Origin of the sequence: Streptomyces sp. DvalAA-14 (genome assembly GCF_900091855.1) — a bacterium.
Taxonomy (GTDB): domain Bacteria; phylum Actinomycetota; class Actinomycetes; order Streptomycetales; family Streptomycetaceae; genus Actinacidiphila.
This window is the reverse complement of record NZ_FMCH01000009.1, coordinates 1-14,567: the sequence shown is the minus strand read 5'-3', so window position 1 is coordinate 14,567 and position 14,567 is coordinate 1. Positions and strand designations below refer to the sequence as shown.

The window sequence follows — 14,567 nt, the reverse complement described above, 5'->3', positions numbered from 1 at the left end:
ACCCCCTCTCGCGCCGGTGGCCGCCTCGCGCCTATGCCCGTGTAGGGGCCAACAGCCCCCCGGAGGTGGGGTTTTCCCCACCCCGGCGCGGGAGAAGCCCGGGGGTGGAGTCACCGGCAGGCCGGATGGGTCGCGCCCTGCTGCGCCCCTAGCGTCATGGGAAGACGAAGCGGCGGACGACAGCCGCCACCCACGACGATCCTTACAAGGGGGCACACCGTGAGTCGCGCAGGCGCACACGGCAACAGGATGGGCATCGCGGCGGCCATGGGCGGCTGGAGCGCCCGGCACCGCTGGGCGGCGGTCGGCGGCTGGGTGCTCTTCGTACTGCTCGCCATGGTCATCGGCCAGGCCGCGGGCCGGGTGGACGTGGACGAGAACCGCGCCATGCCCGGCGAGGTCCGGCAGGCGGCGACCATCATCGACGACGCCGGGCTGAAGGACGCGGCCGGCGAGATGGTCCTCGTCCAGGCCGCGCCCGGCGGCACCACCGCCGATCCGGCCTTCCGCGACGCGGTCGACGACGTTGTCGCCGCGGTGCGGGCCACCGGCCAGGTCACCGCGGTCAGCTCTCCGTACGACTCCGGGGCCGTTTCCGCCGACCACCGCAGCGCGCTGGTGCGGTTCGACATGCGGGGCGACGCGGACGACGCCGGCGACCGGGTGCAGCCGGTGCTGGACGCGGTGGGCAAGGTCCAGCAGCGCCACCAGGGCCTGAGAATCGAGGAGTTCGGCGACGCCAGCGCCGACCACACCCTCGACAACGCCTTCGGCGACGACTTCAAGACCGCCGAGTTCTCGGCCGTGCCGGTGGCGCTGGCCATCTTGCTGATCGCCTTCGGCGCCCTGGTGGCCGCCCTGCTGCCGGTGATGCTGGCGATGACCGCCTTCCTCGGCGCCTCGGGGGTGGTGGCGCTGGTTAGTCACGCGGTGCCGATGAGCGACACCGCCAACTCGGTGATGCTGCTGGTGGGTCTGGCCGTCGGTGTCGACTACTGCCTGTTCTACCTGCGCCGCGAGCGCGAGGAGCGGGAGGCCGGGCACGACGCGGGCACCGCGCTGCGGATCGCCGCGGCGACCTCGGGCCGGGCGATCCTGATCTCCGGCATCACCGTGATCGTGGCCATGGGCGGCCTGCTCTTCACCGGAATCGACGACTTCAAGGCGATGGGCGTGGCCACCATGATCGTGGTCGCCATCGCGATGTTCGGCTCGGTCACCGTGCTGCCGGCGATCTTGTCGCTGCTCGGCGAGCGGGTGGAGAAGGGCCGGATCCCGTTCCTGCGGCGGGGCGCGAAGGGCTCGGGTGCCCGCAGGCCGGCCACGGCCGGCGGCAGCCGCTTCTGGCGGACCGTCCTGCGCCCGGTGCTGAGCCACCCCAAGGCGGCCACGGTGATCGCCGGCGGCCTGCTGCTGGCCGTGGCGGCCCCCGCGTTCGGTCTGCACAGCGCGAATCTGTCCATGGACCAGGAACTCGGCGACCAGCTGCCGATCGTCCAGACCTACGAGCACATCAACGCCGCGTTCCCGGGCGGCCCGGACCCGGCGCACGTGGTGGTCAAGGCCGACTCGATCGGCGCGCCGGCGGTGCGGGCCGCGATCGCCGCCTTCCGCGCCGAGGCGGTGTCCTCCGGCGCCAGCAAGGGCCCGGTCACCGTGACCGTGCACGAGCGGCAGAACGTGGCGGAGATCGCCGTGCCGCTGGCCGGCGGCACCGACCACGCCAAGGCCGAGGCGGATGTCACCACCTTGCGGGACCGCGTCCGCCCGGACACCCTCGGCAAGGTCGCCGGGCTCCAGGCACCGGTCACCGGTGAGACGGCCGGGTCGATGGACTTCACGCACAAGATCAGCAGCAGCGCCCTGCCGGTCTTCGCCTTCGTGACCGTCTTCGCCTTCCTGCTGATGCTGCTCTCCTTCCGGTCGCTGACCATCGCGCTGACCGCCATCGCACTCAACCTGCTGTCGGTGGGTGCCGCTTACGGGGTGCTGACCATGGTCTTCCAGCACGGCTGGGGCGCCTCGCTGGTGGGTGCGACCGGGACGGGCGCGGTGGTGGCCTGGCTGCCGCTGTTCCTCTTCGTGATCCTGTTCGGGCTGAGCATGGACTACCACGTGTTCGTGGTCTCCCGGATCCGCGAGGCGCGGATGCGCGGTCTGACCACCCGGGGCGCGATCGAGCACGGCATCACCACCACGGCGGGCGTCGTGACGAGCGCGGCGGTCATCATGGTCGCGGTTTTCGCGATCTTCGGCACCCTGTCGATGCAGAGCATGAAGCAGATGGGCGTCGGGCTGGCCTTCGCGGTGCTGATCGACGCCACCGTGATCCGCGGGGTGCTGCTGCCGGCCCTGATGACGCTGCTCGGCGAGCGCAACTGGTACCTGCCGCGCTGGATGCGGCGGCTGCCGGACCTGACCCACGACGAGTCGGCGCTGCCCCGTCCGCCGCTTGCCGCCGGCGGGCCCGTGGACGGCGGGTCTGCGGACGGCGGGTCTGCGGACGGCGGGCCCGAGCGGGAGTGGGAGCGGGGCCCGCTGCCGGACCGGGTCTGATCCGGCCGGCCCGCGGCCGACCGGGCCGCGCGACCCGGCTGTTCGTGCACGGCGGTGCCCCTGTCCCCGCGCGGGACGGGGGCACTGTCAGTGGCCGGTACTAGCGTGGATCACATGACCGTTCGAGAAAATGTTCGACACAGGGTTCGGGAGGGCGCGGGCGCCGCGGCGGCGCCGGGCGTCGAGGAGGTGGTGCCCCAACTGGAGCAGCACCGGGTCGAGCTGACCGGTTACTGCTACCGGATGCTCGGATCCGCCTTCGAGGCCGAGGACGCGGTGCAGGAGACACTGGTGCGGGCCTGGCGGGGCGCCGGCCGCTTCGAGGGCCGCTCGAGTCTGCGCACTTGGCTCTACACCATCGCCACCCACGTCTGCCTGGACAGTCTGAACGCGGACAAGCGGCGGGCGCGGCCGATGGACCTCTCCCCCGCCTCGCACGCCGACGCGGTGCTGCCCGCGCCGACCGCCGAGTCCGACTGGGTTGGGCCGGTCCCCGACGCCCGGGCGGTGTCCTCGGGCGGGGACCCGGCCGACGTGGTGGTCGCGCGGGAGACGATCCGGCTGGCGTTCGTGGCCGCGCTGCAGCATCTGCCGCCGCGGCAGCGGGCGGTGCTGATCCTGCGCGAGGTGCTGGCCTGGAAGGCGAGCGAGACCGCCGAGTTGCTGGGTGGCAGCGTCGCCTCGGTCAACAGCGCCCTGCAGCGGGCCCGCGCCACCCTGGCCGGTGCCGGTGTGGGCGCCGTGCGGACGGCCCCGGCCCCCGCGATGGACGCGGAGCAGCAGTCCCTGCTGGACCGCTATGTCGACGCCTTCGAGCGCTACGACCTGGACTCGCTGACCCGGCTGCTGCACGAGGACGCGACCTTGTCGATGCCGCCCTACCCCCTGTGGCTGCGCGGCCACGAGGACATACGCGCCTGGTTCCTCGGCACCGGGATCGGCTGCCGGGGCTCCCGGCTGCTGCCGGTGGCCGCGAACGGGGCACCCGGTTTCGGCCAGTACCGGCCGGCCGAAGGCGGCGGTCACCGCCCCTGGGCGCTCCAGGTGCTGGAGATCTCCGGTGGCCGCGTCACCGGGATCTGCTCGTTCCTGGACACACCGCGCCTCTTTCCGCTCTTCGGCCTCCCGCTCGAACTGCCGCCGGAGCGCGCATCCCGCGAACTCCCCGCTCACCGCTGACGGTCCGCGCCCGGCCCCGGCCCGGTGCCGCCGACACCGGCGCCCAGGCCGGCGTCCTGGCCGGCGTCCTGGCCGGCCCGGTGCCTATGCCTATGCCCATGCCCGTGCCTATGCCGCGGGACCGTCCTGCTCAGGGGTCCGCGGCCGCCGTTTTCCTGCCCGTTCCGCCTCCACCGCGGCGCCGGGGCCGATAGCGTGCGGTTCCGCGCTCCGCGCCGGCCGGTCACCCCGGATACGTATAAGCGGCGGATGACCGGGAAACCGGCCGTGAATCAATGGCCGGTGAATGGGAGACTTGCGGTGTCCGCCCGATCGGCCGGTGCCTGAGGGATATGCGCACGACGGACGGCGGACGGCGGGGCGCGGGAGCGGACTACGGACAGCGAACCATCGAGAGGCGTGGGCGGCATGGCGGACGCGGTGTTCACGCAGGAGCGGGCGCGGGCGGTACTGGATGCTGCCGGGCACCCGGCGGCCGAACTGCTCTCCTTCGGGGAGAACGCGGTCTACGCGGCCGGCCGACTGGTGATCAAGGTCGGCCGGGGCGAGGACCTGCTGGACCGGGCCCGCCGCGAAGTGCGCACCGCCGACTGGCTGGCCAAGCAGGACGTGCCCGCGGTGCGTTCGGCCGAGTCCGAGGTGCGGCTGGTGGACGGGCACCCGATCACGTACTGGCAGCGGCTGCCGGAGTCGCTGCGGCCGGCCGAGCCCGCGGATGTGGCACCGCTGCTGAAGCTGGTGCACGCCCTGCCCGAGCCCGACTTCGGGTTGCCGCCGCGCGATCTGCTCGGCGGCGTGGAGCGCTGGCTGCGGATCGCCGGCGACGCGATCGACCCGGCCGACGCGACGTATCTGCGCCGCCGCCGGGACGGCTTCATCGAGGCCGCCGCCGATCTCGTTCCCCACCTGCCCCGCGGCCCGATCCACCGCGACGCGCTTCCCCGCAATGTGCACATCGGCCCCGACGGCCCGGTCCTGGTCGACCTGGAGACCTTCTCCTCCGACCTGCGCGAGCACGACCTGGTCGTCCAGGCCCTCAGCCGCGACCGCTACGGTGTCGACCAGGCCGCCTACCAGGCCTTCACCAGCGCCTACGGCTGGGATGTCACCGACTGGCCCGGCTGCGACATCCTGCGCGGCGCCCGCGAGACCGCCGGCTGCGCCTGGGTCGCCCAGCACGCCCCCGCCAACCCCGCCGCCCGCACCGAATTCCGCCGCCGCGTCGCCTCGCTGCGCGCGGAGGATCCGACCGTGCGCTGGTACTCCTTCTAGCGGCACGGCTCACTGCCGACCCAGGAGCGGGCCGCCACCCACCGGCCGCCACCCACCCGGCGCCCGCGCGGCGAGAACGGGGCGCCGAGGGTGACGGGGCCTCAGTTCGACGGCAGGACGGCCCGGCTGCGCAACGGCCAGGCCGGGTCCACGTCCGCCTCGGCGGAGCCCTTCTTGCGCAGCCAGGCGGTGAAGTCCTCGGCCCAGTCGGCGTGCCAGCCGCGCTGGGTGTCGTGCAGGTCCCAGATCTCGGCCCCGCCGGCCTCGGGATAGCGGGCGGCGACCGCGCGGGCGACCCGGACCGCCGCCAGCGCGTCGGCGCCGGCCTCGTGCGCGCCGTCCAGAGGGACCCCGTACACCGCGCAGGCGGCCTCCAGGGTGCGCTTGCCCCGGCGGAACTTGTCCAGGGCGCGGTCCATCACCAGCGGGTCGACGACCGGCCCGGCGCGTCCGCCGGGCGCGACCAGGGCCGGCAGCGCGTAGCGGCGCAACTCCTCGTCCAGAAGGGTGAGATCGAAAGGCGCGTTGTAGACGACGACCGGGACGGACGCCGCCCAGTAGCCGCGCAGCGCGTCCGCGATCTCCGCGACCACCTCGGGCGCCGGGCGCCCATCGGCCGCCGCCCGCCGGGTGCTGACGCCGTGTATGGCGGTGGTCTCCGCCGGGATCGGCACCCCGGGGTCGGCCAGCCACGCCCGGTGGCGCACCGGCTCTCCCCCCTTGACCTCGGTGACCGCCGCGGTCACGATCCGTGCCTGCCGCGGATCCGTCCCCGTGGTCTCCAGATCGAAGCCGACCAGCAGATCCTCGTGCCATGCCATGGCGAGTCCTTCCCACCCGATTCCCCCGTGTGCCCTTGCGCTGTCATCATCGCGCGGGGCACTGACAATCCGGTCCGGCGCGGCCCGGTGACGTACCGTCAGGAAACCGGCCGCGAATCCGCCCAGATGCCCTCGAACTCCTCGCGGTAGACGTCGAAGAGTCCGCTCTCCGCGGGCCGGTCGTCCGCGACCACCCGCCGTGCGCCGCCGCGCAGCACCAGCACCGGCACCTCCATGCCGCGCGCCCGGCGCAGATAGGTCTGCACCACCGCCAGGCCGTCCGGGCTGTCGCCGTCGATGAGGTAGGCGGTGAACCGCGGGATCTCGTCGAAGACCTGGATCTCGAAGGCGCCCTGGTCGCGCAGCCGGGCCCGGACCCGGCGCATGTGCATGATGTTCATCTCCACCGAGCGGCTCAACTCCCCGCGGCCCAGGCCCAGCTCGCGCTCGCGGCGGCGGGTCGCGCTGCTGGCGGGGTTCAGGAACAGCAGCCGGACCCGGCAGCCGGACTCCACCAGCCGGACCAGCCGGCGGCCGGAGAAGTTCTGCACCAGCAGGTTGAGGCCGATGCCGACCGCGTCCAGCCGCCGGGCGCCGGAGAACAGGTTCTCCACCGGCAGCTGCCGCTGGAGCCGGACCCGGTCGGGGTAGACGCCGATGACGTCGGCGTAGCGGTCGGCGACCAGTTCCTCGACCGCGTCCACCGGCAGCCGCTGCCCGGCGGTGCGGGCCCGGCCGGAGCCCAGTAGCTCCAGCACCCGGGCCGAGGCCCGCTCGGCCTGGTCCAGCACGGTGGTGGACAGCGCCCGGTTGCGGGAGACGACGTGCCGGGTCACTTCCAGCTCGTCCAGGGCGAGTTCCAGTTCGCGACGGTCGTCGTAGTAGGGCTCGAAGCAGGGCCAGTGCTGGACGACCAGTTCGCGCAGCTGGGGCAGCGTCAGGAAGCTGAGCACGTTGTCGTCGGCGGGGTCGAGCAGAAAACCTTTGCGACGGCTGACTTCGCGTACCGCGACGGCCCGCTGCACCCATTCGTGTCCGGCCGGTCCGGCGGCGGCGACCACCCACTCCTCGCCGTGCACCGGCTCGTAGATGGGGCGCAGCACCGCGTTCACCACGGCTCGCAGGCGCTGCTCGACGAGATTCAGCCATACGTAGGCGCGGCCGGCGCGGCGGGCCCTGGTGCGGACCTCGGCCCAGGCGTCGGCGTCCCAGTCCAGCTCCGCGCCGATCTCCAGCGGCGCGGCGACGGAGACCGTGCCGGGCATCCCCTCCGCGGTGGCGCCCTCCGCGACGTGCCGGTCACCCTGCTCACCACCACCCGGGAGCATCAGACCTCCGGACGTCACCACGTCACCGCCTCCCACCCCCGTCCACGATCAAGGAAGGGTACTGCGGTGCGGGGGGCGTCGCAGCCGTATCGACCCTACTTGACTACTACCGGACAACCGCATCACCCTTGCGGTCGCTGCCTGTTGTGGCTGTGTCACCCTCGGGTGGGAGCGAATGGGAGGATGCGTCTTCGGCAACGTGACATCCGGGTACGCGGAACGGATCCGTGCAGTCCGGTTAACGGAGTGGAAGAGTCATCACATGCAAGTCTGGCCGGGTCAGTCCTACCCCCTCGGCGCCACCTTCGACGGGGCGGGCACCAACTTCGCGGTGTTCTCCGAAGTGGCGTCGCGGATCGAGCTGTGTCTGCTGCACGACGACGGCTCCGAGACCGCGGTGGAGCTGCGTGAGGCGGACGCCTTCGTCCGGCACGCCTACCTGCCGGGGGTGATGCCGGGTCAGCGCTACGGATTCCGGGTGCACGGACCCTACGACCCGGTGCGCGGCCACCGCTGCAACTCGGCGAAGCTGCTGCTGGATCCCTACGCCAAGGCGATAAGCGGCAGCATCGACTGGGACGAGGCGGTGTACGGCTACCGGTTCGGCCAGCCCGACGCGCGCAACGACCTGGACTCCGCCCCGCACACGATGACCTCGGTCGTGGTCAATCCGTACTTCGACTGGGCCGACGACCGGGCGCCGCGCATCGACTACCACAAGACCGTGATCTACGAGGCCCACGTCAAGGGCCTGACGATGACTCACCCGGGGCTGCCGGAGGAGATCCGCGGCACCTACGCGGCCCTGGCGCACCCGTCCGTGATCGGCCATCTGGTGGAACTCGGGGTGACGACCCTGGAGCTGATGCCGGTGCACCAGTTCATCCAGGACCACCGGCTGATGGACGAGGGGCTGGCCAACTACTGGGGTTACAACACCATCGGATTCTTCGCCCCGCACCACGCCTACTGCTCGGTGGGCGACCGCGGCCAGCAGGTGCTGGAGTTCAAGACGGCGGTGCGGGCGCTGCACCGGGCCGGCATCGAGGTGATCCTCGACGTGGTCTACAACCACACCGCCGAGGGCAGCCACCTGGGCCCGACCCTGTCGCTGCGCGGCCTGGACAACGCGTCCTACTACCGGCTGGGCGCCGACAAGCGCTACTACACGGACACCACCGGCACCGGCAACAGCCTGCTGATGCGCAGCCCGCACGTGCTCCAGATGATCATGGACAGCCTGCGCTACTGGGTCACCGAGATGCACGTCGACGGCTTCCGCTTCGATCTGGCGGCCACCTTGGCCCGGCAGTTCCACGAGGTGGACCGGCTGTCGTCGTTCTTCGACCTGGTGCAGCAGGATCCGGTGGTCTCCCAGGTGAAGCTGATCGCCGAGCCGTGGGATGTCGGCGAGGGCGGCTACCAGGTGGGCAACTTCCCGCCGCTGTGGACGGAGTGGAACGGCAAGTTCCGCGACACCGTGCGGGACCTGTGGCGCGGCGAGAGCGCCACGCTGGCCGAGTTCGGCTCCCGGCTGACCGGCTCCTCCGACCTCTACCAGGACGACGGCCGCCGCCCGCTGGCCTCCATCAACTTCGTCACCTGCCACGACGGCTTCACCATGCGCGACCTGGTGTCGTACAACGACAAGCACAACGAGGCCAACGGCGAGGGCAACCGGGACGGCGAGAGCTTCAACCGGTCGTGGAACTGCGGCGTCGAGGGCGAGACCGACGACCGGGCGGTCCGGACCCTGCGCAACCGGCAGATGCGCAACTTCCTGGCCACCTTGATGCTCTCGCAGGGCGTGCCGATGATCTCGCACGGCGACGAGTTCGGCCGCACCCAGCGCGGCAACAACAACACCTACTGCCAGGACAACGAGCTGTCCTGGATTCCCTGGCCCGGCAAGCCCGGCACCTCCGAGGAGGCCGACGAGGCGCTGCGGCTGCACGACTTCGTGCGCGGCATGGTGTGGCTGCGCCGCGACCACCCGGTCTTCCGGCGCCGCCGCTTCTTCCACGGCCGGCCGGTGGAGGGCACCCACGACGAGCTGTCGGACATCGCCTGGTTCACCCCCGAGGGGCAGGAGATGACCCAGCGGGACTGGCAGGCCGCGCACGCCAGGACACTGGTGGTGTTCCTCAACGGCAACGCGATCTCCGAGCCGGGCCCGCGCGGCGAGCCGGTCACCGACGACTCCTTCCTGCTGATGTTCAACGCCGCGCCCAGCGCCCAGGAGTTCGTGGTGCCGGACAACCACGGCAAGGAATGGCACCTGGTGGTGGACACCGAACGGCCCGAAGGGGTGGCGCCGGGCACCGGTGAGCGGGTGCAGGCCGGGGACCGGCTGCTGCTGGCCGACCGCAGCCTGGTGGTGCTCCAGCGCCCCGCGGACTGACAGCCGCGCCGGCTCCACGCGCCTGAATCCACGATCCGGGGTAAAGAAGACCACATGACCACCGCACCCGCCGTGACGCCCGCTTCGACCTACCGGGTGCAGCTGCAGCCCGGCTTCACCTTCGCCGACACCGCCGCGGCGGTGCCGTATCTGGCCGAGCTGGGCGTCACCCATCTGCACCTGTCCCCCGTGCTGGAGGCCGTGCCCGGCTCCACCCACGGCTACGACGTGGTGGACCACCAGACGATCCGCGCCGAACTGGGCGGTGAGCAGGGGCTGCGCGAGCTGTCCCGCACCGCCCGGGAGCACGGCCTGGGCCTGATCCTGGACATCGTGCCCAACCACATGGCGGTGCCGACCCCGGAATACCTCAACGGGCCGCTGTGGCAAGTGCTGCGCGACGGCCCCGCCTCGCCGTACGCCTCCTGGTTCGACATCGACTGGGCGGCGCAGGACGGCAAGGTGCTGCTGCCGGTGCTGGGCGAGCCGCTGCCTGACGCGCTGGGCAGCCTGTCGGTGGTACGGGACGAGGCGGCCGGCGGCGCGGCGCTGGCGTACTACGACCACCGGTTCCCGCTGCGGCCCGGCACCGAGGAGCTGCCGCCGGCCGAGCTGGTGGAGGCGCAGCACTACCGGCTGGCGTACTGGCGGGCCGCCCGCACCGAGCTCAACTACCGCCGCTTCTTCACCATCTCCGACCTGATCGCGGTCCGGGTGGAACTCCCCGAGGTCTTCGAGGCCACCCACGCCACCGTGCTGCGGCTGCTGCGGGACGGCGTGGCGGACGGCCTGCGGATCGACCACCCGGACGGCCTCGCCGACCCGGCGGGCTACCTGCGCCAGCTGGCGCGGGCCTGCGGCGGGCGCTGGACGGTGGTGGAGAAGATCCTGCAGCGCGACGAGTCGCTGCCCGCCGACTGGGACTGCGCCGGCACCACCGGCTACGACGCGCTGGACCGGATCGACGGGCTGTTCACCGACCCGGTCGGGGCCGCCGCCGTCGCCGACTTCTACCGCGAGTTCACCGGTATCGAGGACGACCGCGGCGGCCGGTGGGCGCCGACCGTCGCCCGGGCCGGGTACCGGGTGGTGTCCCGCGAGCTGTCCGCCGAGGTGTCCCGGCTGGAGCGGACCGCCGAGCGGGCCCGCGCCGCGATCCCCGGCAGCCCGCCGTACGGACCCGAGCAGCTGGCCGACGCCATCCGCGAGCTGCTGCTGCGGGTGCCCGTCTACCGCCCCTACGTGGTGGCCGGCGCTCCGGCCACCGCCGAGGACACCGCCATGCTGGAGCACGCGGCGGCCGAGGCCCGGCGCGAGACCGCGCCGGAACTGGCGGCGGCGCTGGACTTCGTACGGGACCTGGCGCTGGGCCGGGCGGGCGGGACGAGCGGCGGCGGGACCGGGACCGGCGGCGGGGCGGACGCCGCCGACTTCGTGGCCCGCTTCGCGCAGGTCGCCTCCGCCCTGCACGCCAAATCCGTGGAGGACGCCGCCTTCTACCGCTACGTGCCGCTGCTGTCGCTCAACGAGGTGGGCCGCGATCCGGCGGAGCCGGCCACCACGCCGGCCGAGTTCCACGCCTACTGCGAGCGGATGCGGCGCGAACGGCCGGCGACCGGCACCGTCCTGTCCACGCACGACACCAAGCGCAGCGCCGACCTGCGGCTGCGGCTGGCGGTGCTCTCCGAGCTGCCCGATGCCTGGCGCGCGTGGCTCGGCGAGCGACCCGAGCGCGGCGCGCGGCTCGGGCTGGCGCCGGGACCCGACCGGCACACGGAGTACACCGTCTTCCAGACCGGCGTCGGCCTGGGCGCCTGCCGCCCCGAGCGGCTGGTCCCGGCCGCGCTGAAGGCGGTCCGGGAGGCGGGCCTGCACACCACCTGGACCGAGCAGGACGAGGCCTACGAGAAGGCCGTCGCCGCCTTCACCGAGCAGGGGCCCTGCGGGGTCCAGGAGCAGGACACCGGCGACTTCGCGGCAACCTTGCACCCCTACGAGCAGGCCAATGTCCTCGGCGCGGCGCTGCTGCAGCTGACCATGCCGGGGGTGCCGGACCTCTACCAGGGCACCGAGTGGCCGGTGCGCACCCTGGTGGACCCGGACAACCGCGCGCCGATGAACAGTGCCCCCGCCGGCAGCCCGCAGGCGGACGCCCACGACACCCTGCGGCGCCTGTTGGAGGGCGCCACGCCGGACTCCTTCGACGAGGCGAAGCTGCGGCTGACCGCGGTCGCCCTGCGGCTGCGCCGGGAGCACCCCGAGTGGTACGGGCCGGCCGCCGCGTACGAGCCGCGGCCGGCCGACGGCCCGGCGGCCGATCACTGCGTGGCCTATCTGCGCGGCGGCGGCGCGCTGACCGCCGTCACCCGGTTGTCGCGCCGGCTGGAGGAGGCCGGCGGCTGGCGGGACACCGTTCTGCCGCTGCCGCCGGGCCGCTGGCGGGACCGCCTCGGCGGCGGCACGTACGAAGGGCGCGTGCCGCTGGCCGAACTGCTGGCGGACTCCCCCGTGGTGCTGCTGACCGAGGACTGACGGGGCTGACAGGGCCGACGGGGCCGACCAGGGTGGCCTGGCCGGCCGGATCAGCCGGAGCTCACGCCTGCGCGGTGTCGGACGGGCCGAAGGTGAACAGCACCTTGCCGGTACGCCCGGGTGCCCGGTGCCGCGCCAGGGCGTCCTGGTAGCGGTCCAGCGGATAGCTGGAGTCGACGGGGACGGACAGCTCGCCGGCGGCGATCAGGCCGACGAGTTCGGCGACGACCTTCTCCACTTCGGCGCGCGGCGCGCTGTGCAACCAGTTGACGACCCACAGGCCGCGCAGCGCGATGTCGCGGAAGACGATGTCGCCGATCGGTATCTCGGGCGGGGCGCCGGTGGCCGAGGCGTAGCTGACGACGGCGCCGCCGGATTCCAGCGCGGCCGTCAGACGGCCCGCGGTGGGCCCGCCGACGCCGTCCAGCACCAGCCGCAGCCGGCTGCCGCCAAGAGCGGCGCCAGCCCGCTCGGCGAGGTCGGGACCGTCGACCAGCACCACGTCCGCGCCCGTCTCCCGGGCCTCCCGGGCGCTGTCCTCGCTCCGGACGACGTTCAGCGTCCTGATACCGGCCCGCCGGGCCAGCGCCGTCACCGCGCGGGCCACCGCGGAGTTGCCGAGGGTCTGGGCGACCCAGTCGCCGGGCCCGAGGTCCGCGTAGTCGCGCAGCAGCAGATAGGCGGTGACCGGGTTGATGATCGCCATGGACAGTTGCGCGGCGTCGACGCCCTCGGGCACTTCGACCACGTTCCGCGCCGGTACGGCCACGGTGTCCGCCCACACACCCTGCTCGTAGGTGCCCAGGACGACGACCCGCTTGCCGGTCAGCGAGCGGTCCGCGGCCGGGCCGGTGCCGATCACCCGGCCGACGCCCTCGGCGCCGATCGGGCCCGGGACGCTCGGCTGCACGGGGTACCAGCCGTTGGCGAACAGGAAGTCGACCGGGTTGACCGGTGCGGCCTCCATCCGCAGCAGGACGTCGTCGGGGCCGAGCGGGGGCCGCGGCTCGGGATCCGGGTCGAGCCGGAGGTTGGCGGCGGGGTCGCCGATGCCGGTCAGCGTGATCCGACTCATGGGTCAGCTCCTCAAGAACCTGAAACAGCGTCTTCAAACCGAAGACGCTTACACGCTACGCAGCGGGCAGCGAGCTTGTAAAGGTCTTCAGGAAATAGACCATGTTGACGTAGGATGCGGCCATGGCGAAGACCACAACACCCGTGGCGCGCGAGGCGGCCGTGCCGGCCGGTGCGGTGGCAGTGGTGGACCTGCTGAACTCACGGGCCCACGGCAGCCTCGGCGACAAGCTGGACGCCCTGGAATCGGCCGCGGTCGTCCTGCGCCCCTTCGGCCAGGACGACGGCGCCCCCTCCGCCGCCCGGCTCGACCTCGTGCGCGCGGTCCGCTCCGACCTGCTGGAGCTGGTGGCCGCCCCCGACGGCGAGGACCGCGCCGGGAACTGGGCCGCGCTGTCCGGCCGCGCCGCGTCCGTCACCTTCCGGCAGGAATTCGCCGCGCCCGGACTGGTGCAGTTGCGCCAGACCGGCGGCGACCCGGTGGTCGGCGGCATCGTCGGGGCGGTCGCCGCGCTGGTCGCGGCGGGCGACTGGTCCCGGGTGCGGCTGTGCGCCAACGACCACTGCCGCGGGGCGTTCTACGACTCCTCCCGCAGCCGCACCCGCCGCTGGCACTCCTACGAGTTCTGCGGCAACCGCACCAATGTCGCCGCCTACCGCGCCCGCCGGCAGTCCTGACCCGCCGTCACCCGCGCCCGCCCGGCGACCGCCCCGGCGGACGGCCGATTGTCGGACCCCGCTGTTACGTTCGGTGCCATGACCACCACCGATACGGAATCACTGCTGGGACGGCTCCTGGGCATCCCGGAGGCCGAGGAGTTCCTCGCCTGGCCCGGTGACTTCGAGCCGTCCAGGGCCGGGCACGGCGCGGAGATACGGCTGCCGTCCGGCGCTCCGCTGCAGGCCATCGCGGGAGACGGCGGGGGCGGCACCTACTACCAGGTGGGCGCGGGGACCGGCGCCGGCCGGCCGGTGCTGTACGCGGGCTTCGAGGGCGAGGGCGGGCTGATCGCCGAGTCGCTGCCGGAGGCGCTGGAGCTGCTGATCGGGCTGCCCTACTGGCAGGACTGCCTGCCGGGGCGCGGCTTCCCGCTGGTGGGCCTGGAGGCCGAGTACCGCTCGACCTTCCCCGACCTGGACGACCGCCGCGACCGGGTGGCGGGCCTGCTCGGCCTGGGCCGGCCGCCGGCCCCGGACCTGGTCCGCCGGCTGCACGCCAGCGTGGGGCGCAGCGCGCCGGATTATCTGCCGCTGGGGCCCGACGGAAGCGGTTACGCGCCGCTGGGCTGACGGCGCCCCGATCCCGCGCGCCCCTGCGGGGCACGACCTGCCCCGCTCGGGCCGCCGACCGGCCGCTGCTGCCGTCGTGGTTGCTCGCGCAGTTCCCCGCGCCCCTGCGGGGCA

At 73.3% G+C, this 14,567-nt stretch carries 10 protein-coding genes; 7 read left to right on the top strand and 3 right to left on the bottom strand.

What is annotated here, in order from left to right:
- Positions 1-249: 249 nt before the first annotated feature.
- The 3 genes from GA0115240_RS00395 to GA0115240_RS00385 all read left to right on the top strand — a co-directional run bounded on the left by GA0115240_RS00395 (position 250) and on the right by GA0115240_RS00385 (position 5,007).
- On the top strand, positions 250-2,556 hold the full coding sequence (locus GA0115240_RS00395; RefSeq protein WP_176724949.1) for an MMPL family transporter: 2,307 nt from the start codon (positions 250-252) through the stop codon (positions 2,554-2,556).
- A 114-nt stretch (positions 2,557-2,670) separates the two neighbouring features.
- Complete coding sequence (locus GA0115240_RS00390; protein WP_093734626.1) at positions 2,671-3,735, top strand: sigma-70 family RNA polymerase sigma factor; 1,065 nt, start codon at positions 2,671-2,673, stop codon at positions 3,733-3,735.
- A gap of 408 nt (positions 3,736-4,143) precedes the next feature.
- Complete coding sequence (locus tag GA0115240_RS00385; RefSeq protein WP_093734640.1) at positions 4,144-5,007, top strand: aminoglycoside phosphotransferase family protein; 864 nt, start codon at positions 4,144-4,146, stop codon at positions 5,005-5,007.
- A 101-nt stretch (positions 5,008-5,108) separates the two neighbouring features.
- On the opposite strand, the gene GA0115240_RS00380 is transcribed toward GA0115240_RS00385, so the two are convergent.
- Both GA0115240_RS00380 and GA0115240_RS00375 read right to left on the bottom strand, forming a co-directional pair.
- Positions 5,109-5,828, bottom strand: a complete 720-nt coding sequence (locus tag GA0115240_RS00380) for a 3'-5' exonuclease (protein WP_093734625.1) — start codon at positions 5,826-5,828, stop codon at positions 5,109-5,111.
- Positions 5,829-5,926: 98 nt separating this feature from the next.
- Positions 5,927-7,174 carry an SAV2148 family HEPN domain-containing protein gene (locus GA0115240_RS00375; RefSeq protein WP_370673248.1) on the bottom strand — a complete coding sequence of 416 codons (1,248 nt, stop codon included), beginning with the start codon at positions 7,172-7,174 and terminating at the stop codon, positions 5,927-5,929.
- 244 nt (positions 7,175-7,418) lie between these two features.
- Here GA0115240_RS00375 and glgX point away from each other — a divergent pair, with 244 nt between their 5' ends.
- Together glgX and treY are read left to right on the top strand one after the other, a co-directional pair.
- Positions 7,419-9,557: a glycogen debranching protein GlgX gene (gene glgX, locus GA0115240_RS00370; RefSeq protein ID WP_093734623.1), complete on the top strand. Its 2,139-nt coding sequence runs from the start codon at positions 7,419-7,421 to the stop codon at positions 9,555-9,557.
- Positions 9,558-9,611: 54 nt separating this feature from the next.
- Positions 9,612-12,089: a malto-oligosyltrehalose synthase gene (treY, locus tag GA0115240_RS00365; RefSeq protein ID WP_093734622.1), complete on the top strand. Its 2,478-nt coding sequence runs from the start codon at positions 9,612-9,614 to the stop codon at positions 12,087-12,089.
- Positions 12,090-12,150: 61 nt separating this feature from the next.
- Here the strand turns inward: treY and GA0115240_RS00360 are convergent, their stop codons facing one another.
- Positions 12,151-13,164 (bottom strand): zinc-dependent alcohol dehydrogenase family protein, encoded by a 1,014-nt coding sequence (locus tag GA0115240_RS00360; RefSeq protein ID WP_093734621.1) that lies wholly within the window; start codon positions 13,162-13,164, stop codon positions 12,151-12,153.
- A gap of 122 nt (positions 13,165-13,286) precedes the next feature.
- Between GA0115240_RS00360 and GA0115240_RS00355 the strand changes: the two genes are divergently transcribed.
- Positions 13,287-13,841 carry a CGNR zinc finger domain-containing protein gene (locus GA0115240_RS00355; RefSeq protein ID WP_093734620.1) on the top strand — a complete coding sequence of 185 codons (555 nt, stop codon included), beginning with the start codon at positions 13,287-13,289 and terminating at the stop codon, positions 13,839-13,841.
- Positions 13,842-13,919: 78 nt separating this feature from the next.
- Positions 13,920-14,453 (top strand): hypothetical protein, encoded by a 534-nt coding sequence (locus GA0115240_RS00350; RefSeq protein ID WP_093734619.1) that lies wholly within the window; start codon positions 13,920-13,922, stop codon positions 14,451-14,453.
- Positions 14,454-14,567: the final 114 nt, after the last annotated feature.